The sequence below is a fragment of the Phormidesmis sp. 146-33 genome (genome assembly GCF_052939515.1).
On the sequence record NZ_JBJPHU010000051.1, the window covers coordinates 1 to 23,732 of the forward strand.

Annotated in this window: 22 protein-coding genes; 5 read left to right on the top strand and 17 right to left on the bottom strand. The window is 46.9% G+C overall.

The genetic code is table 11. The features are described 5' to 3' along the window. Positions 1–440 precede the first annotated feature (440 nt). Positions 441–854 carry a hypothetical protein gene (locus tag ACJ2PR_RS19800; protein ID WP_446857981.1) on the top strand — a complete coding sequence of 138 codons (414 nt, stop codon included), beginning with the start codon at positions 441–443 and terminating at the stop codon, positions 852–854. A 47-nt stretch (positions 855–901) separates the two neighbouring features. Further along, the gene (locus tag ACJ2PR_RS19805; protein WP_446857982.1) at positions 902–1,621 is read left to right on the top strand and encodes a response regulator transcription factor; all 720 of its coding nucleotides are present in this window, start codon (positions 902–904) and stop codon (positions 1,619–1,621) included. 555 nt (positions 1,622–2,176) lie between these two features. Here the strand turns inward: ACJ2PR_RS19805 and ACJ2PR_RS19810 are convergent. The 13 genes from ACJ2PR_RS19810 to ACJ2PR_RS19870 all read right to left on the bottom strand — a co-directional run bounded on the left by ACJ2PR_RS19810 (position 2,177) and on the right by ACJ2PR_RS19870 (position 15,357). Beyond that, positions 2,177–2,950, bottom strand: coding sequence for a hypothetical protein (locus tag ACJ2PR_RS19810; RefSeq protein WP_446878255.1), 774 nt, complete (start codon positions 2,948–2,950; stop codon positions 2,177–2,179). 163 nt (positions 2,951–3,113) lie between these two features. Next, positions 3,114–3,878, bottom strand: coding sequence for a hypothetical protein (locus ACJ2PR_RS19815; RefSeq protein WP_446878256.1), 765 nt, complete (start codon positions 3,876–3,878; stop codon positions 3,114–3,116). Between the two features lie 88 nt (positions 3,879–3,966). Next, the gene (locus ACJ2PR_RS19820) at positions 3,967–4,731 is read right to left on the bottom strand and encodes a hypothetical protein (RefSeq protein ID WP_446878257.1); all 765 of its coding nucleotides are present in this window, start codon (positions 4,729–4,731) and stop codon (positions 3,967–3,969) included. A 239-nt stretch (positions 4,732–4,970) separates the two neighbouring features. Beyond that, positions 4,971–5,255, bottom strand: a complete 285-nt coding sequence (locus ACJ2PR_RS19825; RefSeq protein WP_446869788.1) for a Mo-dependent nitrogenase C-terminal domain-containing protein — start codon at positions 5,253–5,255, stop codon at positions 4,971–4,973. A 411-nt stretch (positions 5,256–5,666) separates the two neighbouring features. After that, on the bottom strand, positions 5,667–8,591 hold the full coding sequence (locus ACJ2PR_RS19830; protein WP_446878258.1) for an NHLP bacteriocin export ABC transporter permease/ATPase subunit: 2,925 nt from the start codon (positions 8,589–8,591) through the stop codon (positions 5,667–5,669). Continuing rightward, the gene (locus ACJ2PR_RS19835) at positions 8,585–10,837 is read right to left on the bottom strand and encodes an NHLP family bacteriocin export ABC transporter peptidase/permease/ATPase subunit (RefSeq protein ID WP_446878259.1); all 2,253 of its coding nucleotides are present in this window, start codon (positions 10,835–10,837) and stop codon (positions 8,585–8,587) included. The genes ACJ2PR_RS19830 and ACJ2PR_RS19835 overlap by 7 nt, the downstream gene beginning before the upstream one ends. A 2-nt stretch (positions 10,838–10,839) precedes the next feature. Beyond that, the gene (locus ACJ2PR_RS19840) at positions 10,840–12,282 is read right to left on the bottom strand and encodes an NHLP bacteriocin system secretion protein (protein WP_446869785.1); all 1,443 of its coding nucleotides are present in this window, start codon (positions 12,280–12,282) and stop codon (positions 10,840–10,842) included. A 122-nt stretch (positions 12,283–12,404) separates the two neighbouring features. Then, complete coding sequence (locus ACJ2PR_RS19845; RefSeq protein WP_446869784.1) at positions 12,405–13,502, bottom strand: cyclic nucleotide-binding domain-containing protein; 1,098 nt, start codon at positions 13,500–13,502, stop codon at positions 12,405–12,407. A gap of 274 nt (positions 13,503–13,776) precedes the next feature. Then, a complete protein-coding gene (locus ACJ2PR_RS19850; RefSeq protein ID WP_446875333.1) occupies positions 13,777–13,992 on the bottom strand; it encodes a hypothetical protein in 216 nt (71 codons plus the stop codon). 111 nt (positions 13,993–14,103) lie between these two features. Next, positions 14,104–14,412 carry a CTB family bacteriocin gene (locus ACJ2PR_RS19855; RefSeq protein WP_446857992.1) on the bottom strand — a complete coding sequence of 103 codons (309 nt, stop codon included), beginning with the start codon at positions 14,410–14,412 and terminating at the stop codon, positions 14,104–14,106. An 86-nt stretch (positions 14,413–14,498) separates the two neighbouring features. After that, positions 14,499–14,747, bottom strand: coding sequence for a CTB family bacteriocin (locus tag ACJ2PR_RS19860; protein WP_446857993.1), 249 nt, complete (start codon positions 14,745–14,747; stop codon positions 14,499–14,501). A 57-nt stretch (positions 14,748–14,804) separates the two neighbouring features. After that, on the bottom strand, positions 14,805–15,050 hold the full coding sequence (locus ACJ2PR_RS19865) for a CTB family bacteriocin (RefSeq protein ID WP_446857994.1): 246 nt from the start codon (positions 15,048–15,050) through the stop codon (positions 14,805–14,807). A gap of 58 nt (positions 15,051–15,108) precedes the next feature. Beyond that, entirely contained in the window at positions 15,109–15,357 is a 249-nt protein-coding gene (locus ACJ2PR_RS19870; protein WP_446857995.1) for a CTB family bacteriocin, read from the bottom strand. Positions 15,358–15,788: 431 nt separating this feature from the next. On the opposite strand from ACJ2PR_RS19870, the gene ACJ2PR_RS19875 reads away from it, so the two are divergent. Together ACJ2PR_RS19875 and ACJ2PR_RS19880 are read left to right on the top strand one after the other, a co-directional pair. Beyond that, a complete protein-coding gene (locus ACJ2PR_RS19875; protein WP_446869783.1) occupies positions 15,789–16,853 on the top strand; it encodes a c-type heme family protein in 1,065 nt (354 codons plus the stop codon). Between the two features lie 141 nt (positions 16,854–16,994). Continuing rightward, positions 16,995–17,804 (top strand): MinD/ParA family ATP-binding protein, encoded by an 810-nt coding sequence (locus ACJ2PR_RS19880; RefSeq protein ID WP_446857997.1) that lies wholly within the window; start codon positions 16,995–16,997, stop codon positions 17,802–17,804. Here the strand turns inward: ACJ2PR_RS19880 and ACJ2PR_RS19885 are convergent. After that, positions 17,769–18,695 carry a phosphate/phosphite/phosphonate ABC transporter substrate-binding protein gene (locus ACJ2PR_RS19885; RefSeq protein WP_446878260.1) on the bottom strand — a complete coding sequence of 309 codons (927 nt, stop codon included), beginning with the start codon at positions 18,693–18,695 and terminating at the stop codon, positions 17,769–17,771. The two genes, ACJ2PR_RS19880 and ACJ2PR_RS19885, sit on opposite strands and share 36 nt — an antisense overlap. A 490-nt stretch (positions 18,696–19,185) precedes the next feature. Continuing rightward, entirely contained in the window at positions 19,186–19,992 is an 807-nt protein-coding gene (locus ACJ2PR_RS19890) for an ABC transporter ATP-binding protein (protein ID WP_446878261.1), read from the bottom strand. Between the two features lie 419 nt (positions 19,993–20,411). On the opposite strand from ACJ2PR_RS19890, the gene ACJ2PR_RS19895 reads away from it, so the two are divergent. After that, positions 20,412–21,140 carry an energy transducer TonB family protein gene (locus tag ACJ2PR_RS19895; RefSeq protein ID WP_446878262.1) on the top strand — a complete coding sequence of 243 codons (729 nt, stop codon included), beginning with the start codon at positions 20,412–20,414 and terminating at the stop codon, positions 21,138–21,140. Between the two features lie 432 nt (positions 21,141–21,572). Here the strand turns inward: ACJ2PR_RS19895 and ACJ2PR_RS19900 are convergent, their stop codons facing one another. Next, the gene (locus ACJ2PR_RS19900; protein WP_446878263.1) at positions 21,573–22,154 is read right to left on the bottom strand and encodes a hypothetical protein; all 582 of its coding nucleotides are present in this window, start codon (positions 22,152–22,154) and stop codon (positions 21,573–21,575) included. Positions 22,155–22,768: 614 nt separating this feature from the next. Then, complete coding sequence (locus ACJ2PR_RS19905; protein WP_446878264.1) at positions 22,769–23,611, bottom strand: hypothetical protein; 843 nt, start codon at positions 23,609–23,611, stop codon at positions 22,769–22,771. Between the last annotated feature and the right edge of the window lie 121 nt (positions 23,612–23,732).

Genomic DNA, 23,732 nt, shown 5'->3' on the forward strand with positions numbered 1-23,732 from the left:
CAAATCTGAGAGATAGAAATCGGTTAATTAACTGATTTTTTATGAGTATCATTTGCTGGTTGATTTGGTACAAGATTCGGGCAGTCCGCTAAATCCCTACTCGTAAGAGATTTTGAACTAGAAGTCTTATCCGAGAGAACCTTTCCAACGCCTATCTGTTAGGAAATGCTGACTGATAAACAGGCACCTGCATAAGCGTATTACATCACCCGTGTAAAGAAAAGTCGTCATCACAGGATTTAACATGACCGATTGCCTCAAACAGCATGACAGATGTCATTCTCAAGTCGTGACATTTATGTGATGTGAGCCGCCTCTCAGCTTTGGTAAAGTAAGGCTGTCAAATTGGGGGCTGCATTCCCACCGTTGAGTTTGTTGTCGAAGTGAAATTCAAGCTGATCTGCGGAAGACCCCCAAGCACGTCTCCCCATGAACTCATCATGAGCAATCAGGTGTTTGAACCCAATCAGTTTATTCTTCACGATCGCGACACTGAAATTCTGTATTCGATCGAGTATCAAACAGGTATTCCAAAACTTGATTATCAAACCTTGCATGTTGATCGCATCTGCCATTTTAGCGGTGACGAAATTAGCCTGGTTGCAACCACGATCGGGAGACTAATCACCGTCACTTTAACATCTGACTTTGATCAAAGAAGCGAAACGTTACTAACGCTGCTGTTGCCCACAGTGTACCTACCTGTGAATGTAATGGAGCAGTTAATCCAAGTTGAAGTTATTACTACGACTCGACGACTTCCACAACCCAAAAGTTGGCGGCGAGTTGAAGGACAAGTCGAGACCCATCAAGCGCGATCGTGCCAGGGAATTGCTCGACTCGTCGAGTGCTAATTGAACCCTGCTGCGATCGCCCATCTAACTCATACAGAGGTGCCCCGATGAAGCGTGATGAATCCTCTCCCATTCGCCTGTTAATTGTTGATGACCAGAGTCTGATTCGTCAGGGACTCAAAGCCATGTTAGAACAGGAGCCTGATTTGCAGGTGGTGGGCGATGCTGAAAATGGCAAAGTTGCTCTAGAGCAGGTAGAGGCTCTGCAACCTGATGTGGTGCTAATGGATATTCGGATGCCCGAAATGGATGGCCGAACCGCGACTAAACTCATTACTCAAAATTTCCCGAATGTCAAAGTTCTGGTCTTAAGTACGTTTGATGATGATGCGTATCTAGCAGGCGCAATTCGAGCCGGGGCAAAAGGATATTTGCTTAAAGATATGCCTTCTAAAGAGTTAGCCGATGCGATTCGCTTTGGGTACTATGGCTACACTCAATTTGGGCCAGGGTTGTTTGACAAACTGTTGTCAATGGAATCGGCTCCCGATCAAACGACAGGATCGCCTCCACCCAAGCCATCAGAACTCACCGCACGAGAACAAGAAGTGTTACGGCTGCTGGCTGTCGGAGCAACTAATCGTGAAATTGCTCAACAGCTTTACATTACAGAAGGAACTGTGAAAACGCATGTGACGAGTATTCTGAGCCGCCTCAATTTCAAGAATCGATCGCAGCTTGCAATATACGCAAATTCTATTTCAACTGAAAGGAACACACTAACTGCCAGACTAGGAAGCCAATCAGAAGGGGAGCGATCGTTCTAGTTAAACATTAGTTCGATGCAGGTTTTTCGCTGCGATGTTCTGGTCTTCGGGAGCATCCCAATTGTGCAAGATCTCGGATTGCTCTCCTCACGAAGTGGGGCGAGAGCTTTGCCAGCCTTTCTCCCCAGTGAGAAGGGAGTCAGATCTCTTGTTCCCTCTCTTGGGGGAGCTACGGTGTATACACAAGTCTATACTCACTTCGTTCTAGTCGGCTTCAGCCCCCTAAATCCCCCATTCTGGGGGACTTTAAGCAAAAAAGACTTCCAGAATTTAGAACCCTGATCAGCGTTCAAAGTCCCCCAAATTTGGGGGATTTAGGGGGCGAAGGATTACGGCAAGTACAGATCAATCGACTTATGTATACACGGTAGCCTTGGGGAGAGTGTGAGGGCAGAAAGACTATGTTACACAATTGGGATGCTCCCTGGTCTTCTGCCCCCCAACCCCCAATTCTAGGGGACTTTAAAGCAAGCGTTTTGGTTCAAAGTCCTTGAGTGGGGGATTTGGGGGTGTTCCTAGATTTGTAATCGAGAGGTTTGGTGAATTTGGGTCTGGTTAACGAGGAATGGGTAAGCGATCGATAGCAGACTTGATGGTTCCCGCTAGTTGATTTGTCAGATCACGATTCTGATTGATGCGAGACTCTAGACCACTACTAAAGCTGCCTCCTGTGAAGAAATCACCCACTGATTTAACAACTGTCCCAACTAGGTTAGACCCGCGAATGTCGGCATCAGCAACCTGCACAGAGAGTTGATTAACCTTGATAGGATCGCTGGAGGTGTCTACCGAAAAGATCAGATTCATATTCAATGTATGAAACACTCTGAAGGAGGGATCTGGGACAACAGGAACAGAAACATGGAAGTTCTCGTTATTTTGAGGAACAACCACCCTGACGCTTACTTGATTGGCACCAGGGCCGGCCGTAACTTCTTTAACGCCAACATCTCTGAGGTTGACATTCACGTCTTTGATTCTCATGCCTTTACCGACTCGCTTGCCATTGAGTTGGTCTTTGATCTGCTGTGCAGCAACTCCTTTGCCAAAGTCTCTCCAGACGGTATCGATCGTTTGTTCGATTAGGTCTGAGCGTTGTAGAATAAACGCGATCGCGGCTGGATAATTGGTAATGGGGGCGGGAGCCGGAGCAGGCTTAGGAATGGGTTTGGGCTTGGGTTTGGGAATCGGTTCTCCCGAACACTTGGGTGCAGTTGGATTTGCATCACAATCGATCACAGCATAGGCTGGTGTGTAAATTCCGATTACTGTGACTAGCACTAAACTCATGATTACACTCATGAAACCTCGTAACCGTAACTTGTCCATGATTGACTCCTGGTAATGGTTTAATTGATTATTTTGGGCATCAAGTTCTGATGTCTGACAGCACAAAACTTGAGTGGTAGAGCAATTTATCAAAACGTAATCCTGAGCGATCGTTGATTAGACTTTCTATACGACTGCTGCTATCAGAACAAAGTCCGGGAATTTATTTCTCAGCCCCTCTACAATCTGGAAAGTCTCCTTGCAGCAGGGCTAATACTCCCTTGACCCGCACTCCTCGCAGTCCTTGAGCCGGAAATACACCCCTGGCAACGATCGCGGTAATCACCTGCGCGGCAGGCTCTTTGGGAGGAGTCGCAACAAAGTCAAACTCATAGATGCAGTCGGGAGGCGCTTGGATATAAACAACGGGCACCAACTGGGGATTTGTCCAACCCGTCGAAGGCACTGTACCGCGAGCAATAATCTGCACTTGGGGCGGATTACTCTCTAACAAAACTAGGCTGACATCAGTCACCGTAACGTCTGTATGAGTAGAATCAGGCTCAGTCAGCACAGCACCCTCAGCAATCCCTTTGAGCGGTAGCACTTCGTACTTGAGTTGTGCGCCGGATCGATCCACCACAAACCCCAAGCTTCGAGCTTTAACCGCCAGGGTTGTAAAGTCTTGCTGCTTTTCACCTGCTAAGTTAACAGGAGGAAGTATCAGGGTGAGTGACAATTCTCCTGCGTCTACATCAGGCTGGAGGGTGACGCTAATCAGCAAACCGAGCTTACTTTGTTGTTGGGTGATTTGCTCCCCTCGAAACGTAAAGCTACCTTCGACACCTCGATAGTCAAGCTGAGATTCTCGCCCGCTCTGCGCTTTGGGGGCTTGAGGATAGAAGGCAATGTTAGTAGCTCCCTCTCGATCGCTAAACTTAAATAGACTGGCTTCGGGTTGAGTTTTTGGGCGTTCTGATTGAGTCACAATAGTCTCCAAGCTGTGGTTTGATTCTTTAACCATAAAAACTAGAGCGGGGTTTGGCAGTCGGAAAATGTCGGATTTGCGATCGTACTCAATAGGTTGTTTTTCTCGCTAGGATCAACAAATATTGTGAAGTTCGTAAATACTCGATGAGTTGGAAAACCTGGGCTGCGATCGACATCGGCTGTGACGAAATTTGATCTGAGTATTGAAGCAAGATTGGCAATGTATCTTCGAGCAATAGTGCGTGATCTAAAGACTGCCAAATTAAACTATTAACTTTTTGCGGAAAATGTTCTGAAAGCTTTGTAGTCAGAGAGTCTCTTTCCATTTCTCCCATTCCAACAATGGCGATAAGCCGACACTGATCTTGAACTATCCAGTGTTGTAGTTGAGTGATCTCTTGACGACGACCGTAGAACACCGCAACCTCCAGAGAGACTTCTCCACTGTGATCAGATTTTGTGGTTAGCGAGCTAGTAAAGTTGTTGGTATTCGCACTATCACTCGCAATCATTAGTCTATTATCAAAACTATATATAGGAGCGATACTTTTTTGTTTTCTTTGATGTTGTCGTCGCAAAACAGTTTGTAGGTTTTTTTTTGTGACTAACTCTCCAAAAAGTTGACTAAGTTGTTGCCATAGTTGAGATCCGACATCTCGAATATGACCTGTGTCGTAGCCAAGCTGGTGAGCGATCGCCTCATACGTCCAGCCGTGCCAAGAATAGCGGAAAACTTTCTCCTGAATGTCCTTCAGGTTTTGTCCTTCTAGTACCGTGTCAAGCAGAACTAAGGCTTCTTCTACGGTCATGAATGAAGCGGGAGGACAATCATTTAAGGAATGCTGGCTCATTAGATTTGGTAAGGTGAAACAGGAGCAGGTTTAGGGGGACTTTGATACTACTTGGAGTGTTGGAAGCATTCGAGAGAGAAGCTAAATTTGTGTGGTCTCTAGTGCAGGGCAGCGCCTCTGCAATCAGAGAGGGATTAAACTGGAGTAAGGTCAGTACAAAGCTGATATTGAGTGTGAAAACTTCAGAGAGAGTCGTCATGATTTTCCCTTTAACAATAGAACCTTTAACAATAGAACCTTCAACAATAGAGAGTGACATCTTCACCACAATGGTCAGCTAAGTAAGACAGCGATTTGAACCGGATCTCAACGAATTGATCATAAAAAGGATTCAATTTGCAAAGCGGTGGAATAGAGAGGATTCGGTAGCCAAAAAGTTCGATCTCTCGCTCAAATGGACACCGACCCGGAATAAGCTTGCAGAGCGATCGAGCCACAGTTGGATGACAGATTTCGATTGATCCAAGCCATTGTTGAGCAAAAGAAAGTAGATTAATTGTGTAAGCTGAGATGAGGCGTTTCATTGGTTTATTCTCGATTCAAATTAGCTTTATCTTAGAAATTTCAGTGAGGATAAACGTCTGAAGAACGTCATGGATTGACCTCAACGAATGAGTGACTTTCTCTATGACATTTGTGATTTTAGACAGACCATTTTCTATGACTTTTGTCATGCGATTCTAGAAAAGTTGACACTAGACTTCCTGCATGAATACCTGGCGATTGAAATCGCTGCTATCAGAACAAAGTCCACCTCCGTGGACTAACGGTTAAAATCGCCTCTTTAGTGTGCGAAGGCACACTTTGCTCTTGTAGCCCCGACTTTAATCGGAGGGCATCTATGATTCGTGCAGGAAGTCTACTCAAAAAACAGATGCGTAATCAGTATGTTGACCGATCGCGCATCCGTTACTTAGTCGATTGCTAGAGGCTGCTCAGAGCTTTTGGCGTTCCATGAGTTCAGCAAACAATCCTGCTTGGTTAGCGAGTTGATCGAAGGTGCCTTGTTGAACGACGCGACCACTTTGGAAAACATAGATGCGATCGGCGTTGCGAATGGTACTCAAGCGGTGAGCGATCGCAATACGAGTAACTTTGAGACGTTCTAAACTTTGGCTGACGATCGCCTGAGTCCGATTGTCTAAAGCACTGGTGGCTTCGTCGAATAAGAGGATTTTGGGTTTTAGGGCCAGCGATCGGGCAATTAACAATCGTTGTCGTTGCCCTCCCGAAACATTGGTTCCTCCTTCGCTGATCACCGTATGCATTCCCATTGGCATAGATTCGATGTCTTCAGCAAAGCCAGCCATTCGAGCCGCTTCCCAGGCTTCTTCCATTGTGATCATGGCACCACTAGCAATGTTTTCAAATATAGAAGCGGAGGTTAAGCGGCTATTTTGCATTACCACGCCTAGTTGCCGCCGGACTGCGTGAACATCCAACCCTGATAAATCCTGTCCATCGTAGTAGATCGTGCCCGATTCAGGAACATCAAACCCCAGGAGCAATCGAAATAGCGTTGACTTTCCACTACCGGACGCACCCACAAAGGCAATAAATTCACCCGGTTCAGCCCGAACGCTCACATCATCCAACGTCAAAGGGCCATCATCTCGGTAGCGAAAGATCACATGATCGACGACAACTCGACCTGACAAACGACCCGGATCAGCCTTCTCAGAATCAACTTCAGGTTTGGCTTCTAGAATGGGTTGCGCCCGCTCCCACAAAGGGACAATTTTGAGGACATCCACCACCGTACTACTCAAACTTGTTGCACCACTGATAAAAGTCCCAAATGCTGCATTGAATGCTAAAAACACACCTGTAGACAACCCGCCCTCTTGAGACTGTGATTGCTGAAGAAAGCTCGCCGCAAACCAAAAGAGTGTTGCTGTGGTTAATGCAGGCAGAATTTTATTGATCACTGCTAGATAATCTTCGATGCCCTGCGTACTCAGCATCCACTTGATCTGTTGACTGTACTGTTTGCCCCAAAACGCAAAAGCACGAGCTTCAGCCCCAGCGACTCGAAGTTTGGGCACACCGTTAATCAATTGGATCATCACTCCAAAAAGCTGTCCCTGTAGCTCCATGAGCGGGCGAATCTTGCGGAGCGTCGAAATGCCAGAAACCAGCGTTACGGTAATGTTAATCAGTGCAACAACAGTCGCAATCAGAGCCAATGCGGGGTTGTAGTAAAACAGTAGACCGAGATTAAGCAAGGCAAACAAGCTAGTGAAAATACTTCTCAGAACTGTGCTACTTAGCTTTTGACGAATTTGACTAACAGCGCTCACCCTGGAATTGAGGTCACCGATCGAGTACTGCCGAAAGAAGGAGGCTTTGAGATTTAGCAGTCGATCCCAAACAGCAGACTGAGTGGAAGCATCGGCAAAGGTTTCAACTCTCATAATAGCAACCCCTTGGGCAAGTTGAAATAGGGTACTCCCAAAAGCGGTTGCTACTAGTGCTAAAGCAATTTGCATCAGCAGACTGCGATTTGCATCGGGGATGGCACTGTCGATTAGAATAGCAGTAGCTTGCGGCGTGATCATTCCTAGCAGGGTTGTTGCTATACCCGCCGTCAGAACAACTAGCAATTCCTTATAGTGTCCCTGTAGCGCGAACTTTACCAGGTCGATCGTCGTCAGCACTTTGTCCGGTAACGGACGGTAAAACGTATATCCAGTCGAGGTTAGCTTGGCAGCACTTTTAGCTGTGATCGGTGTGCGCGTTCTCTCAACGGGGTCAAAAATCTCGTAGTGGGTGTCTGAGATGGGCAACACTGCAACAGGATGGTTATCCTCTGATGTGTAAGCAAGCATGGCACCACAATCTTTTTTCCACCACTGACCCTGTAGGGAAATTGATCGCATTCTTAACCGAGAGGCACGAGCGATCGCTTGCAGCGGATCTTGAACTCGCTTCAGATCTTCAGATTTTGCAGGCGGCCGAATCGTCACACCTAACACTTTGCCAACTGCACCCGCCGCAATCAGTAACGCTTGATCTGGGTCGCTGGCACCCGTTTCAGCAGTCGTGAACTTTGGTGATTGTAGCAATGAAGCAAGTTCGCCTAGCGTTTCCTCCATGACTTGACGATTGAGGTGTTGCCGTTCTTGAAATCGCTTTAGCTCTGTATGGGTTTCTTGTTGCTCTAGTAAGTAAATACTTTGAAGCACATAGATTTGAAGCTGAAAAATTCCCATCACCACGGTGTTGGGATCGTCAATTTCAGACGTTTTTTGACAAGAAAGCTCGATCGTATCTCCGGCTTGAAACCACATATCGGCACTCACTGGCAACAGTCCTGATTGGGGTGTGAGTAGTAGTTCCTCAAATCCCATCCAAACTGCATATCCGCTTTGAAGCTGCACCCAGGAAACAAGCTCTCGCTGGGGTTGAAAGATCTGCCCCTCTGTGAGCGAGAAGTAGCGCACCCCTTCCTCTTGAAATACTAGAGTAGGAGGAACAACCGCAGACAGTGTTAATCCTAGTTGCTCAATCCAACTCTCTGCTAAAGTGAGTGCTTCCCCATGCCCGTCTGCAAGGAATTCTCGAAAATCAGCGATCGAGACTTTTAGTAGCTCAGTTTCCTCGATCGAGACGGCAAGTAGTTGGTAGGGCAATGCTTCAGAATCACCTGAAATACCAAACATGGCTTGTCGCGATCGGGTGGTAAACAAGTAGCGGCGAGTTCCTTCTGCAATGCCTTCTCTGAGAGGAATCGCGAACAGTGCCAATGACCCCGATTTCACCACCCACATTGTTTGTGGATCATCTAAAACTAGCGGCTCATTGCCTTTTAGCGAATGGTACTCTCCGGGCAAACCAACCGTCCGAACTTGATCTAACATGACGATTCCTCCTGAACTCCTTCCCCTTCGCTGCGAATCAGTTGCAAGTATTTTCCTTCGACCTGCTGTAAGGTTTCATGCGTGCCTCGTTGCACGACTTTGCCGCGATCGAAGACAATAATCTCGTCACAATCTCGAATCGTACTCAGTCGATGCGCCACGATCACACAAGTACAGCCGCGTTCCCGAAGTTTTTGATCAATCACTCTCTCAGCTTCAGAATCGAGCGCGCTGGTGGCTTCATCCATGACTAAAATTGCAGGATTGTTGACCAAAGCACGAGCAATCTCTAATCGCTGTCGCTGACCACCGCTTAAGTTAGTTGCCCCTTCTGCCAGATCAGCATTGTAGCCTCCCGGCATAGATAGCACAACCTCCTGAATCGCCGCATCTTTGCAAGCGCGAACTAGATTGCTAAACGGAACAGTCGAATCCCATAGTGTAAGGTTGTCTCGGACACTGCCTGCAAACAGTGAGATGTCTTGCTCGATCAGCGCCATTGAGTAAGTGATAATCGATCGCGGAAGCTGTGCCCTCGATTGTCCATCAAACAAAATTTCTCCTGACCACGGCTCATACAATCCGCACACTAATTTGGCAACCGTCGATTTCCCTGAACCACTCCCCCCCACTAAGGCAACTCGTTGACCTGGCTTGAGCGCAAGACTTAGATTTTCAATCAAAGGAGGCGCAGAGCGATTGTAGCCAAAGGTAAGGTTGCGAAGTTCAATATAGCCTTGTAGCCGAACATTGGCAGCCGAAAGCTCATCAAGCGGCGCAGTGATTTCTTTTTGAACAATGGGGTCGATCTCATTCCGCAACACATCATCCAGCCGACCTAGATTCCCTTCCATTTCTTGAAGTTCGCCCGCCAAACCTACCAGACTATTCACAGGCTCTAGAAACCGTTGCATTAAGGATTGAAAGGCAATGAGCATCCCAATACTGAGAACGCCATCCATCACTCGCAATCCACCGACGACTAACAACAACATTGATGTAATTGAAGTCAAGAACGACGGCAACACACCCAGCGTTTGGTTCGTGCTGTCCATCTCCTGTTTTGCATTGATTGCTTTGGCGTAGTAGCCTGCCCAACGCGAAAAGAATTCTGATTCTAGCCCGGATGCCTTCAGCGTCTCCATGCTTTGCAGACCAGAAATGGAAACCCCGTTTACTTTGCCTTGTTCTTGCATTAGCCGCAGGTTACCATCGACGCGCTGACGAGAAACCCATCGCCAAACAGAGACATTGACGACTACAAACGCCATCCCGATCGCCGTCAACACAACATCATATTGCAGCATAACAACGGCATAGAAAACCACGGTCACGGCTGAAATGACAGTTGTCGCTAACCGTCCTGAAAGTAAACTTGCCAAACTATCGTTGAGGCGAATCCGACTACTAATTTCTCCTGCAAATCGCTGATCATAAAAGCTAACAGGCAGCCGCAGAATATGCCACAAAAATCGACTAGACATGCCCACAGCCAGCTTAATTTTCATTCGACGCAGAAACTGAAGCTGAAGTAATGTTAGAAATCCGCTTAACACTGCGGTGAAGATGATACCTAAAATTAAGGGTTGTAGCCAGTCATTCCTTCCTTCGATCAAAACGTTGTCCACAAACGCCTGAGAGAAGGCTGGCATTGCAAGTCCAGGAATGACTAGTAGCAAGCCTGCGATGACACAATACACTAAGGCTCCGATCGAACTCTGTAATCGTTCCCACAATGCCAAAGTGAGACTGGGTTTACGTCCTCCAGGCTGAAACTCTGGCCCCGGTTCACCCACTAAAACAACGCCAGTAAAAGATTGATCGAATTCTGCTGGTGAAACAGTGCGCGGCCCGGTTGCCGGATCATTGAGATAAACACTGTCTTTACTAAAGCCCTCAACGACTAGAAAGTGATTAAAATTCCAGAAGACAATGTAGGGACATTCTAATTTGCGTAACCCATCCAAATCGACCTTAAAGCCTTTTGTTTTTAAGCCATAGCTTCGAGCCGCGTTGAGAATGTTGGAGGCTTTACTGCCATCTCGTGAAACGCCGCAAACCTGACGCAATTCGGCAAGGGGAACAATGCGATCGTAGTACCCCAACAAAATGCCCAGTGCTGCTGCTCCACACTCCACTGCTTCCATTTGCAAGAGAGTTGGCGTTTGACGGCGACGATTGGGACGGCTCACAACTCGTCGAATTTGTCTTAATCCACGTCCAATGTAGGCTTGAACTTGCTGCATAGTTAGTACATTCCACTCCACGATCGCAGGATTGGAAACACAAAGGAAATTGGGGATTGCTCGTCTACTTTGACGCGCACTGAAGTCGTTGTTCCTGATGTAATTTCGGTATCTGGCCCCTTAGACGATGACCATTGAAAACGGCTTTTTGTCGAGGGATCTTGGCGAAGCTCGGCAAACACTTGAATTTGTGGGCCTTGAGCCGTCAACCCCTGCAAGACTTCAGCACCCCCTACTACACTCGACGCGCCCTCCTTAGTCACCGGAAACGCAGAAACATTGGTCACTGTCGCCACAATGCCACCAAAGCGCTCTCGTTTGACCGTAGAAGGCGTAACCTGCAACTCCATGCCCTTGCGAATCTTTTTGCCTTCGCTCACCGGGAAGAATACAACCCCAACTAACTTGTCAGCAGAGTCTTGAGCCTCGATCGTACCAATTCGTCCGCCTTCCTCTAGTGTTTGCCCTGGTACAACGACGACTTCTAACACCCGTCCATCAAAATTACTCGTTACTTGACTACTACCTTTTAATTGTGAGACTAGCTGGGTGATTGTTCGCTCTGTATCTTGAATTTCTTTTTTACGATTCGTCGCAATGGCTAAATCTTGTTCTGCTTGGCTTGATAGTTTGGTATCTAGTGTGGCTAACTGAGCTTGCAGATCTTTGACTGCGTTCAAGTTTCCTAAAAATTGTCGCTGTGCGTCTGCTTCTTTGACATCAAGCTGTTTAAGCTGCGATTCAATTTCACTGATTTTAGTTCTACTATTGAGAAATTCTTGTTGTGCTTGCAGAACACTATCACTCGATACGGCTCCTTCCTGGCGCAACTGTTGGCGAATCTGAAAGCGCTGTTGGAAGGTGGGCACGAGATCCTGCGTCGTCTGCAACTGTTGCTGCAAATTTTGCCGTTCTTGACGAATCGAATTCAGCCCTTTTTCGCGCAAAATGGGTGTGACGGACTGGGTAGTGTCCAAGCTTTGTACAATTGCCTGACGCTGCTGCTGAATCGCGCCCTTATCTAACACCGATCGCTGAAATTGCAGTGAATTTGCAGTACGATCTTGCTCTTGAAGTTGAGCTAGTTTAGCCCGTGCCAGATCTAAATTTTCTTGCAGTTCAGTTTGGTCGATCGTGGCTAACACCTGTCCTTTTTTGACGCGATCGCCGGGACGAATATTCAAGGTAAGAATCTTCCCAGAACTAGGAGACTGAAACGCTGCAACCTGGCTCGGAAAGACCAATATGCCCTGCCCTGCAATGGTAATTGGAATGCGACCGAAAACACTCCAGGTCAACCCAACTGCAATCAAAGATCCCATCGCTGCTAATGGAATCCACTTCTTAGGCTGAACCACCTGCATGAGTTGGTCTAACCGCTCTGGGGAAGATAAGCGATCAAGCGCTTCTTTGCGAAACAGATTATTTTTTTGAATCGTGACCATACTAACTCCATTCAAATGATTGAAATTTTCATTAGGTAATCGATCGCATCAGGATTAAGTGTTCTAAACTCTGGTACAAATCTATAAACTTACGGTGCTTGAGTGTTATTTGCAGCGTTCATTTAATTGCCGCGAATCTGTTTTAACATCCAATCAAACCGCGTTCCTGCTAGTGTCACCTGAGCCAAAAATCCAGAACTTAGCTCATCCTCATAGGTTAAGCCTTCATCCAAAGATTGACCCGAACTATAGGTGATTCTGCCGTAGCCTAGCCGATTGATAATGCCCTGCTGTTTGTCAGCTAACAAAATCGCCAACACCCGGTAAAATCGAGCCGCAAATCCTACATCGTTGAGCAATTTCGCAGCCAGTTTCCATCGGGGAATCGACAGCACGATCGCATCCTCGATCGCCCGAATCGTCATCGCTGGCGGACTTGCTTCAACAAACGGTGTTTCGCCCACCATGTCACCCCGCGATAATTTGGCAAACTCACGCTCAACCTGATTAGTCTGTTCTAGGCTGGAAAAAGCGCGAGTCAGAGGATTGTTAGTATCTTCTGCGATCGAGGCTGCCATCTTGCCATCCAGCAGAATATGCAGCGCATCGACAGGTCTTCCCGCATGAAACAAGACTGCTCCCGCTGGGATTCTTGTAGCAGTTCCCGCAGCAATCATCCAGCCAATATCACTATCGTTTAACTCGGCAAATGTAAATAGAATTTCTCGAATCTGCGGCTGACATAACACAACCGTACTGTGACCAATCTGATTCACCATCTGTTCGAGTCGGTGCGCTAATAGAACAGCGATCGCTCGATAAAGATGCGCCGCAAACGTAATGTCCCCCTGCATTTTTTCGACTAGCTGCTGCTGTGGAATCATTAAGACCAACGACTTTCTAAGTGCCTTGACCGTCGTAGAAGATTGGTAGGATGCTAAAAAGGGCATCTCGCCCACAACTTCACCATTGGCGAGTCTAGCAATTTCTCGTCCTGACAGTTCGCCTCCTTCTAGAGCCGCAAACGCCCGCCCGATCGGGTTGTCATCCGCCTGCGCGATCGTGACTGTCAATGCCCCATCCAGCAGGATATAGAGCGCATCTACAGGTGTTCCTTGACGGATCAATGTCATACCAGCCGCGATTTCTTGTCTCCGACCCGTTGCTAAAATCCAGTCAATGTCGCTACTACTTAGTTCCTTTAAGAGAACTTCTGTCATAATTTAACTTCCTTCTATGTTGCTAACGGGGAAATCGATCGGAAAGGACAAGAGCGCCAATAACAATCACGATTCGTTTTGCTGAGTTATGCAGCTTATGTAGGGAAAACCTATCTTTAAAATAAAACTACAGATGCTCCCCAAGAGAGTAGAAGCAACTAGAATTTGATGCAAGCAACCTTCAACAGAGCATCTGTAGCCTAGGAGCGGTGAATGTCCCATGAGCAGGCAATCAAACTGACCCTGATTCAACTCGACCAACAAACCTGGCGAGCTACTCAACTGGAGCATCACTGGTGTAGAACTTCGGCTCAAGCAATTCATCAATCTTTTGGGTCAACTCAGGCAGCTTGTCATTAATCTGTTTCTCAATCCCACCTGTGCCATACAAGCCCCCTGGAGGTTTCTCACCTTCTCTTAATGTAGAATTACCGCCTGCAATTGCCGCCAACTCTTGAGCCGATAGCTCTAGCGGTTTATTTGGCTTCATGTTGTCCATTTCGATGATTTCTCCTGACTATGTTATTTTTATTGATCATTGCAGCGGAAGCAGCCAAGTCAGGGGACTCAACTGCTAACCCACCTGTTATAGAAACTCGGATTATTCCGAACCTTCGATCGCGGCATTTCCCCCAAACAACCCACCGAGAGCTTGTATATCCTCAGTCGTTGCATCAAGGATTGTGAGTTCAAGGAACGATGATGCCGTGTTCTCAGATTGAAAGGCTGATCGGGATGGGCCACACCCACCGAGAGGTGTCTCCTGGGCAAAGGCAACTTTCGATTGCTGAAACTGCGCTAGTGTAAAGCGTATGCTCAAACCACCCGCCACCTCATCTAGTTCCTCATCTGATAGCTCGCTCATTTCTTGAGACGGCGCATCATTCGGAGCCATTTCGTGATCTGACATGGAATCTCCTACGATTAGATCAACTAGAAGGGGTATCCCATCGGACTGATTTGCCTTAGCGAATGTCCCTTCTAGTTCAGTGGTCTTTAGAACTCGCCTAGCTTCGCGATCAGATCATTGCTGGCGATGGTTTGGGTTTGGTCAATCTCAGTTGCTTCAAGACTCTGAGCGCCACCCGCACCGACACTATTGGCTCGAACATCCTTGACTGAAGCTGTGTTGAACGAAGCGTCGAAGTCCTTAACGAGTAGTTGGTCGAGTCCGGCACCACCCGCAACGACATCGAGTTCTTCGGTAGACAGTTCTTGAGATTTGGGCTGCATTTCGTTAGACATGATTGTTTTCCTGATTGTTTAGTGTGTGTTTAGACTTGATTGAACTGCGAGTACAGCTTAGAAACCGCCTAGCTTTGCGATCAGGTCATTGCTGGCGACAGTTTGGGTTTGGTCAATCTCGGTTGCTTCAAGACTCTGAGCACCACCTGCACCGACACTATTGGCTCGGACATCCTTGACTGAAGCCGTGTTGAACGAAGCATCGAAGTCTTTGACGAGTAGTTGGTCGAGTCCAGCACCACCCGCAACGACATCGAGTTCTTGAACGGACAATTCTTGAGCGTGGTTGATTTCGTTAGACATGATTGTTTTCCTGAATGTTTGGTGTGTTTGAAATTTCGCTTGACGTTGAACGCTACTCTTAGAAGTCGCCGACAATTGCCAGGAGATCGTCACTAGCAACTGTTTTCGTTTGGTCAATCTCGGTTACTTCAACGGTTTGAACGCCATTGGGCCCAACATTGATAGCGCGAGCATCTTTGATCGAAGCTGTCTGAAAGGACGCATCGAAGTCTTTAGCGAGTAGTTGGTCGATTCCAGCACCGCCAGCTACAACATCGAGTTCTTGAACAGACAGTTCTTGAGCGTGGTAGTTGATTTCAGTAGACATGGTGTTTCCTTCCGGTTTAGTTAAGTGAATTGCAAGCAGAACAGACGGTTTGTAGTGCGTTCCTTGCTTGATGTCACCAGAATAGGTTTTCTATCCCCTCATCCACATCTGAAAAACGTCTTGGGTTTTGTCTAAACGAAGTAAATAGAGCCTCTCTAACTTTGGCTTTACCCTATCAGATCACGCCTAAGACTTTCGTCATAGACAGGCGAAAATTGCTCCACCAAACGTGATGCTTTTAGCTACAAGGAGATCAAACCCCTGCATATTGCAGTATCACTAAACGTGAAAGCACCAATGATCTGCTATTTAACCTCTTTTCTCAATAGATGATCGACCATGACCGCAAATCGCTCAGAGACTCTAAGTGCAACATGATGAGCAACACTCAAAAGTTTCTAGCAATGTTGTAAATACAAACGGGAGCAGCAATGTTAAATCAATCCAAGTTAGCAACCAAATTTACTTTACTTTTATCACTGGTGTTTGTGGGTGCGATCGCGCTGAGTGGATTTGCCTTATCTCATGCGCTTGAACAAAAAGCAGAAGGTGAAATCGCTTACCGAAGCCAGATTTTGTCCGAGACGATGAATTCAGTCAGAGCGTTTACCAACACCCGCATTAGCCCGCTCTTGATGCCAATGGTAGAGACGCAGCCTACATTCATCCCCGAATCGATTCCCAGTTTTACAGTGAGAGAAGTCTTTGAAGGTCTTCGCAAAAATGACGAATATAAAGACTTCTTCTACAAAGATGCTCTGCTAAATCCAACAAACTTGCGAGATAAGGCGGATGTGTTTGAAACTGATCTTACCAAGCAATTTCAAAGCAACCCAAAGCTAAAAAATATCTCCGGTTTTCGGGACTCTGTGGGCGAGAAGCTGTTTTATAGTGCCCGTCCATTTTCAGTGAAAAATGCAACCTGTTTGCGCTGTCACAGTACGCCACAAGCGGCTCCCAAAAGTCACATCGCCAGCTATGGCTCAGAAAATGGCTTTAACTGGAAGCTCAATGAAGTGCTGGGTAGTCAGGTGATTTACGTTCCTGCTAGTAAAGTTTTTGATGATGCCAGTCGAGCCTCTTCTCTAATCATCGGTATATTCATTGGCATATTCGCGCTAGTGATTTTGCTCATCAACTATTTGCTCAAGCGCAACGTACTACAACCCATTAAGCCAATGGCGCAGCTTGCTCAAAAAATTAGTATGAACGAGATCAGCGCAGAAGAAGCAGCAGAGTTTGAACATGAAAAACTAGCCCCGATCGCCAAGCGCAATGATGAACTAGGACAATTAGGGCGAGTGTTTCAACGCATGGTGCAGGAAATTTATGCCCGCGAACAACAACTCAAACAACAGTTGCAGAAATTGCGTCTCGAAATTGACGATGGCAAACGAGCGCGTCAAGTTGCTGAGATCGCCGAGTCAGAATCGTTTCAGAAATTACAGGAGGAAGCAAAAGCTTTGAGAAGTAAACGCGAGTCTGCGACTGATTAAGCTCCTATTTAACGTGAATTCGATAAAGCTTTTTGCTTCGTTGTTTTGTGCTTCTAGCCCCCCAAGCTGCCAATTCTGGGGGACTTACGGACAAGCGTTCGGGTCAATGTTTCACTAGTCACTTTACCTTGAGGATATACCGTGTCTGAAATTATCTCAATTCACTCATTTCGTGGCGGAACTGGTAAGTCGAATGTCACCAGTAATTTAGCGACTCTGATTGCTCGTTCTGGAAAGCGAGTTGGCGTAGTGGACACTGACATTCAATCACCCGGAATTCATGTTCTCTTTGGGCTTGAAGAAGAGCGACTGCGCTATACCCTGAATGACTATCTCTGGGGGCGCTGCGCCATCGAAGAAGCCGTTTATGATGTCAGTTCAATTCTGCAACAAAAGCAGTCTTTATTTGGTCGTCAGGGAAGTATCCATCTGATTCCTTCTAGCATTAGAATGAGTGACATCTCTCGCATTCTTAGAGAAGGCTATGATGCTCGACTTCTCAATGATGGGTTACAAAATCTAGTGCGTCGGCTAAAGCTAGATTATCTGTTGATTGATACTCATCCCGGCATCAATGAAGAAACGCTACTCTCGATCATTCTCTCGGATGTGTTTGTTCTGATTCTTCGTCCTGACAAACAGGATTATCAAGGAACTGCTGTCGCGATCGATGTGGCTCGTAAGCTAGAAGTTCCCAAAATGATGCTCGTGGTCAATAAAGCCCTGCCATCACTGGATTTTAAGGAGCTACGGCAGCGAGTTCAAAATACCTACGAAACTCCCGTAGCGGGCATCCTCCCAGTCAGTGAAGAGATGTTTGATTTGGGCAGCAGTGGTATTTTTTCTTTGAAGTATCCCAATCATCCCTGGACTCAAGAGATGACTGCGATCGCCAAACAAGTGACAGGCTCTAGTTCACTTAAACAAACGAACGGGTTTTTGTTGAAGTAGCGCTCCCGTCTTTTGAGTGTCCCCTGGGAAAATGGCTCTCACTCGCTCTACTACTGAGATCATATACTTGTAGTCAGCGACGGGAGCATTTGTCACAAACCCGGCTTCTTGAGCCACGACAGAAGGGGTTTCATTTAAAGTCTTGCGAATTGATTCTTGAGCATTGCGCTCGATCGTAGGACTAATCAAAACTGCACCAGACGGAACATTGTGAACATCGGTCAATAGAATTCGCAAATTGAGGGGACTAGCCTGACTTTTATAAGTTTCAAACTCTTCTAGCGAGACAGCACCGACGGCTGCTTTACCCTCAACCACTGCTTCTAAAATCGCCTTGGGCGTGGGTGGAAACATCAGTTCTGACAGGGTTAGACCATATAAATTAAAAATCGGCAAATAGTATCCCGTTGCAGAACCTGGCTTTCCCAAGGCTACAGACTTACCTGCGATCGCTGCAATTTCCCGAATCGGGCTATCTTCTCGCACCACCAGAACTGAGCGCAACCCTTGTACCCCAAACAGCGGAAAGAGGGGCGTATATTGATGTTGTGAGATTGCGATCGCAGTCAACCCCGGCGGCGCAAACACTAGCGACCATTCCTGCCGCTGAATCCGCTCTAAAGCTCTCCCCTCGTTGATAGCAGGCTCTAGCTCTACCAATGACTGCATTTTTTCGCTTAAGTATTGTTTAAAGCGATTGTACTGATCCAGGGATTTGCTGCCTTCTTCGTAGCTGACTGTGCCGACTAGCAGCGATCGACGCTGAGACGAGGGTAGAGTGGCACGACAGGCAGACAGCCCCATCAAACCAAGGAAGCCACGGCGAGAAAGTTTCAGAGGTAAGCCTGAACTTAGTAATTTAAGTGTTCTGTCAGGAGTTGCGTTCATCATTTTGCTTTTACTAAAAGTTGGTACTATAGCTATCCTATTTGAGTTGTGGGAGTTCGGTGGTTAGTGGTTAGTCGTAAATCAATTGCTAGGGACTAATGAGTAACTACCCATCAATTGACGATTCTCACAGACGATTTAGAACTGCTATATCTAATTCATAGTGTTTAACTAGTCAAAATATGCTTACCGCTGTATTATTTCTTACTAATCTGACTGGGTAGTCTAGGGAATTTTAAGAGAATCAGGTAGTACTATTTAGGAAAGGACGTAGAAAAAATGTACGATCGCCTGGTAAACGTCGCGATTTGTTTGCCCCTATCCTATGTCTGTTGGGTCAAAGAACCAAAACGTGTTCAAAATCGCCACAGTCAACTTTGGATTGGCTTGTATGGTAGCCTCAATTTGTTCTCCACCTTGGCGCATCAGCTCATTGCGCTCAAGCCCTTAAGCAGAGTCAGCATTTCATCATAAGCTTCCCCGGACAGGCGCATTATCGACGCTCCCTTGCTTTTTGGCTAATTGGGATACACATCGGCGTACCTGCGATCGGGTCTGAGAAAATGCGACAGTCTAGATTAAACACAGCTTGAACAGTCTCTTCTGTCATTACCGTTTGCGGATCGCCTGCCACAAAGATTCGCCCTTCTTTAACAGCGATTAGATAATCTGCATAGCGACAAGCTTGATTGAGATCATGTAGCACCATGACGATCGTTCTTTCCTGCCGCTGATTTAAGTCATACAGCAGATCTAACACTTCGATTTGATGCGCTAGGTCTAAGAATGTTGTGGGTTCGTCTAATAAAAGAATTTCAGTATCTTGTGCGAGTGCCATTGAAATCCAAGCGCGTTGGCGTTGTCCACCGGAAAGCGTATCTAAAGCGCGATCGCTAAACCCTTCTAAATCAGTTGTCTCCAACGCCCGCTGCACAATCTTTTCATCTTGAGTAGACCATTGTTGTAGCCAGTTTTGATAGGGATAGCGTCCCTGAGCCACTAAATCTTTTACCGTCAGCCCTTCGGGTGCGATCGGGTTTTGGGGAAGCAACCCTAACTGTTGTGCAACTTCTTTGGTCGATCGGCTAAAGATCGATTTACTATCAAGGTAAACTGCTCCGCTTGTCGGCTTGAGTAATCTGGCTAATCCGCGCAAGAGCGTTGATTTTCCGCATCCGTTTGCACCCACCAAAGCCGTAATTTGTCCGGGTGGAACAGCGAGAGTCAAATCTTGAACAATCGGGGTTCCTTCATAACCAAGCGTAAGATTGCGAGCGGTGAGGGCAGCGGGTAAAGACATGACAATTTTTGTCAATAAACTTCATGACCTTGATTAAATCAGAGTTCTAACATTCTGTCGAGGTTTGTGTTTAGGGGAAGCAACACATCTGAGTGGGTCATGGGGGACGAGAGAAATCGTGCGGGAGCATCCCAATTGTGTAGCACAGTCTTTCCGCCCTCACCCTAACCCCAAGGAGAGGGAACAAGAGATCTGACTAGTCCTGATTAATATCGTGAGCATCTTGCAATGAAGCTGACCTTATCGGCTGAGAACCTGGAAGAGCTTTATCTGGAAGCTCAACAGCAGTTTTCTTTGACAAAAACAATAGAGGTGCCTTCCCTAATGAGAATTAATTCATTAGTAATGGTAGAATCCTCCAAGTATGAGCTACAGGCTGTTGTAATATGAAGTCTTTTGTTCCGGTTCGTCATTTCCAAATGAGTTGTATTGTTCTGACTAGTGCAATGACGATCGCGGCTCAAAACGCAACGGCTCAAACGCCAGCGCCCACACCCACAATTTCCCAGATTACCGCCATTCAAGCGCCAAATTCAGCCGCTGTAAAAACTGCTTTCCAGCAACCTCCCAGCCAGCGATCAAGGCTGCTACCAGAAGGAATCATTCAGTTCGTAGGTTCAGGGACAATTACATTTACCAATCCCAAATCAGAAGGCAATCGCGTCACTGTAGAGATTGCTAATACAACGCTTAAAGATCAAAAACCGCTTCAACTACAACAGCCGTATCCTGGAATTGCCCAAATCACGATCGCGCCGCTCAATGATAAAACACTACAGTTGTCGATCGTGGGTGAGAAGTCTTTACCAACCGTTGCTTGGTCGCCGTTTGACAGTCAGATAACGGTTACGGCTTGTCCCTTTGGTTTTCTGCCAATACCCGCAGAATTTCAGGGCGAAGGTTCAGCGCGATTGCTTTACGATGTGAATGCTGCTGGATGCCCACAAAACATTCGAGTGGCTCAATCGAGTGGTCAGCTTGCCTTTGATGCCTGGGCAGTGAGAGAACTTCAACGACGACAACTCCAGCCGAATCGACCCACTCAAGCACTCCGTCTTAGAGTCACTTATAAAAGTGCAGAATCAGAGTCTCAGAAACAACCAGAACCACGCGGAACTGGAAATGGCTCTCCGACTCGATCGCCCTGATAGGCTGATTGACTTTGAGTTTGCATAAACTGGCTCTGCAACCCTTTTACAATGCGGAAATGGCTATCAACCTAAATGTCGATCAGCTTAATAGGCACCGTAGCTTAGGATCGTGAATTAAATAAGATCGTTTATTGCCAAGTTACTTCGCCCCCTAAATCCCCCATTCTGGGGGACTTTGAGATCAAAAAAATTCTGGAATTCAAAACGGGTTTGAGCTTCAAAGTCTCTCAAATTTGGGGGATTTAGGGGGCTGCAACCCATTGAAACGAAGCCAAAATCTTAGGGTAGATATCTCTTGGTAAAGTTTCATTGAATGAAGACTTCAGCGATCGCTAACCCTAATTTTTATCGTTGACGCTGCACTAGAGGCAATCTGGACAGGCCGCAACCACTGGTATTTCAGGGTTTCAGCAAATGGATAAAGTCGAGCTAAGAACCCTCAACTACAAATCGAATATTAGTTAGCCCTGATGCTGGGTCGAGATTTTGATAAGTGCCGCCACCTGAGATAAAGTAAGTCGAACCCGGCAAGCTGGCGTTGTTGATAGGCATTCTAGCGATTCCACCCAGATTCGTTGTACTACCAAAAATCAGGGCATAGTTTCCGGGCGGCAGTGACGCAGACAGCGGAATTCTTACGTCTTGGCTTCTAGTGGTGAGAGCGCTGGGAGGAATGAATGTCGTGGATGCAACCACCTCGCTAGGGGCAGGCGGAAACGCCGTCGGAAACGCCGTCGGATTACTCAGCCGAACGATCGCCCCAAAGATTGGTTTTCCGCCTCCATCTCCGACCAAATGCCCCCCAATTCGCGTCACTCGAAACGGCGCACTAACTCTAAATCTCCAGCCTAGATACTGAACATTGCTCACCGGAGCGCCAAAGATCTGCTTGGTTTCTCCTAATGTAGCAGAGGTCAAAATCGCAGCCTGGGCCGTCGGGGTGCCCATGGCCATCAAAGCAGACCCAACAGCGATCGCTGTGAGCGTCTTAAGAACAGTTGAGGTTGTCATGAATAGCGACTCCTAAACAATGTCTGCGGCAGGAAAACTTATTTTGGAAGTGAAGTGATCGACTCCAAGCCTTAAAGGGTGTTTCAAAAGTCTTCTGTTGTGAAGATAGAGACTCGGAGATCCCCCTGCCTCCGTTAAAAGGGGATTTTGAATCTAGTTCCTCCCTTTTTAAGGCTACTGTGTACACACATCTCTTTCTCGCTTCGTTTCAGTCGGCTTCAGCCCCCTAAATCCCCCAAAATTGGGGGACTTCAAGCCCAGAATCCGAGTTCAAAGTCCCCCAGATTGGGGGATTTAGGGGGCGAAGATCTCGGCAATAAACGATTAAGCAACTTGTGTGTACACGGTAGCTTTTTAAGGGGGGGCTAGGGGGGATCTAACCCGTTCTGCTACCAGCGAGATGACCTTTAAACCATCCTCTTAGCGTTCAAGCGCTAGTCGATGCTCAAATTGTCTAATGCAGATTGTCTAATGCAGTAAGTGGGAGAATTAGCAGATGCAGCCTTGCTTGTTAGACAATACTTCACGGCTCAAAGAATTGTTTCTAGTATGATGCAGGTTTTCGGTATCGAAAGGATGGCTTAACAATTCCTTAAGTCACCCTTTAAAGAGGACTACTCCACTCCAGACTGTGTTTTTTTGCGTTTCAGAACACCGCCGACCATCATGGAGACAGATGTAACAAGTAAGGCGACTGTACCCATTGGTTCTGGAACAGCCTGCACGATCGCCTGATTTTCTTTCTCCTCAATTAACATCAGCCTGGTTTTCTGACTAAAAAATCTTGAGAAAGTACCCTGAGTCTTAGCGATCGCAGACTCCTTATTGCCACCAAACGATCGAGCCACCGAAGTCTTGTCGGGATCAAATTCGATGTTCTGGTAGCCTGTCGCATTCAACAGATCGCCTTCGCCAGGAGTGTTAAGAGCACCAAAGATTGAGAATTCGTTTAGTGGGATGAAAGTGTCTTCATAACTGACATCTAACAATTGAAATTTGATGTTGCCGCTGGCTCTAGCAGTCTCTTTAAGAGGATTGTCAGTCAAAGTTGCCAGCTTCAGCAGCGTATCAAATTTGAACGAAAACTCTTCTCCGGCGGCGATCTCAAAGTCGTAGCCAATCACACCCGCAAAGCTTTGAGCGATTCCTTGATAAGCAATCCCGTCTCCCGCTGCCTGGCTCAGCGATGAGTTTTCAGCACGAGGCTTAGATCCATTCAAAAAGAGCGCTTTTGGGGTGGCAACGGCGGTTGCTTTCCCGTTTGTGGCGGAGATAACGGTCTTGGAGTCGATCGCTGCCAAAACCTCTAGTGGATTGTGGCTGAAGTCAAAGAGTTTGACCTGAGCTTCTGAGAAGGCTGTAGATTTGGCGTTAGCTGGATTGGGCGCGATCGATGTGACGGCCAACGGCACCAGCAGCAGCAACAAACGCTGAGTATTGTTTCGTTTCAATTCCATAAAATCCTCTCAATTCATACGATTTCGCAGACTCGCGTCAAACTGTCAGCCCTCACACGCAGGACTGCCTAGCCTTAAATCGAACATACAGCTAGAAATGGGAGATGCTTTTTAGTTGAGC

Coding starts and splice junctions, on each gene's coding strand:
- ACJ2PR_RS19800 (WP_446857981.1), top strand. CDS start 441: ATGAGCAATCAGGTGTTTGAACCCAATCAGTTTATTCTTCACGATCGC.
- ACJ2PR_RS19805 (WP_446857982.1), top strand. CDS start 902: ATGAAGCGTGATGAATCCTCTCCCATTCGCCTGTTAATTGTTGATGAC.
- ACJ2PR_RS19810 (WP_446878255.1), bottom strand. CDS start 2,950: ATGGACAAGTTACGGTTACGAGGTTTCATGAGTGTAATCATGAGTTTA.
- ACJ2PR_RS19820 (WP_446878257.1), bottom strand. CDS start 4,731: ATGAGCCAGCATTCCTTAAATGATTGTCCTCCCGCTTCATTCATGACC.
- ACJ2PR_RS19825 (WP_446869788.1), bottom strand. CDS start 5,255: ATGAAACGCCTCATCTCAGCTTACACAATTAATCTACTTTCTTTTGCT.
- ACJ2PR_RS19830 (WP_446878258.1), bottom strand. CDS start 8,591: ATGTTAGATCAAGTTCGGACGGTTGGTTTGCCCGGAGAGTACCATTCG.
- ACJ2PR_RS19835 (WP_446878259.1), bottom strand. CDS start 10,837: ATGCAGCAAGTTCAAGCCTACATTGGACGTGGATTAAGACAAATTCGA.
- ACJ2PR_RS19840 (WP_446869785.1), bottom strand. CDS start 12,282: ATGGTCACGATTCAAAAAAATAATCTGTTTCGCAAAGAAGCGCTTGAT.
- ACJ2PR_RS19845 (WP_446869784.1), bottom strand. CDS start 13,502: ATGACAGAAGTTCTCTTAAAGGAACTAAGTAGTAGCGACATTGACTGG.
- ACJ2PR_RS19850 (WP_446875333.1), bottom strand. CDS start 13,992: ATGAAGCCAAATAAACCGCTAGAGCTATCGGCTCAAGAGTTGGCGGCA.
- ACJ2PR_RS19855 (WP_446857992.1), bottom strand. CDS start 14,412: ATGTCAGATCACGAAATGGCTCCGAATGATGCGCCGTCTCAAGAAATG.
- ACJ2PR_RS19860 (WP_446857993.1), bottom strand. CDS start 14,747: ATGTCTAACGAAATGCAGCCCAAATCTCAAGAACTGTCTACCGAAGAA.
- ACJ2PR_RS19865 (WP_446857994.1), bottom strand. CDS start 15,050: ATGTCTAACGAAATCAACCACGCTCAAGAATTGTCCGTTCAAGAACTC.
- ACJ2PR_RS19870 (WP_446857995.1), bottom strand. CDS start 15,357: ATGTCTACTGAAATCAACTACCACGCTCAAGAACTGTCTGTTCAAGAA.
- ACJ2PR_RS19875 (WP_446869783.1), top strand. CDS start 15,789: ATGTTAAATCAATCCAAGTTAGCAACCAAATTTACTTTACTTTTATCA.
- ACJ2PR_RS19885 (WP_446878260.1), bottom strand. CDS start 18,695: ATGATGAACGCAACTCCTGACAGAACACTTAAATTACTAAGTTCAGGC.
- ACJ2PR_RS19890 (WP_446878261.1), bottom strand. CDS start 19,992: ATGTCTTTACCCGCTGCCCTCACCGCTCGCAATCTTACGCTTGGTTAT.
- ACJ2PR_RS19895 (WP_446878262.1), top strand. CDS start 20,412: ATGAGTTGTATTGTTCTGACTAGTGCAATGACGATCGCGGCTCAAAAC.
- ACJ2PR_RS19900 (WP_446878263.1), bottom strand. CDS start 22,154: ATGACAACCTCAACTGTTCTTAAGACGCTCACAGCGATCGCTGTTGGG.
- ACJ2PR_RS19905 (WP_446878264.1), bottom strand. CDS start 23,611: ATGGAATTGAAACGAAACAATACTCAGCGTTTGTTGCTGCTGCTGGTG.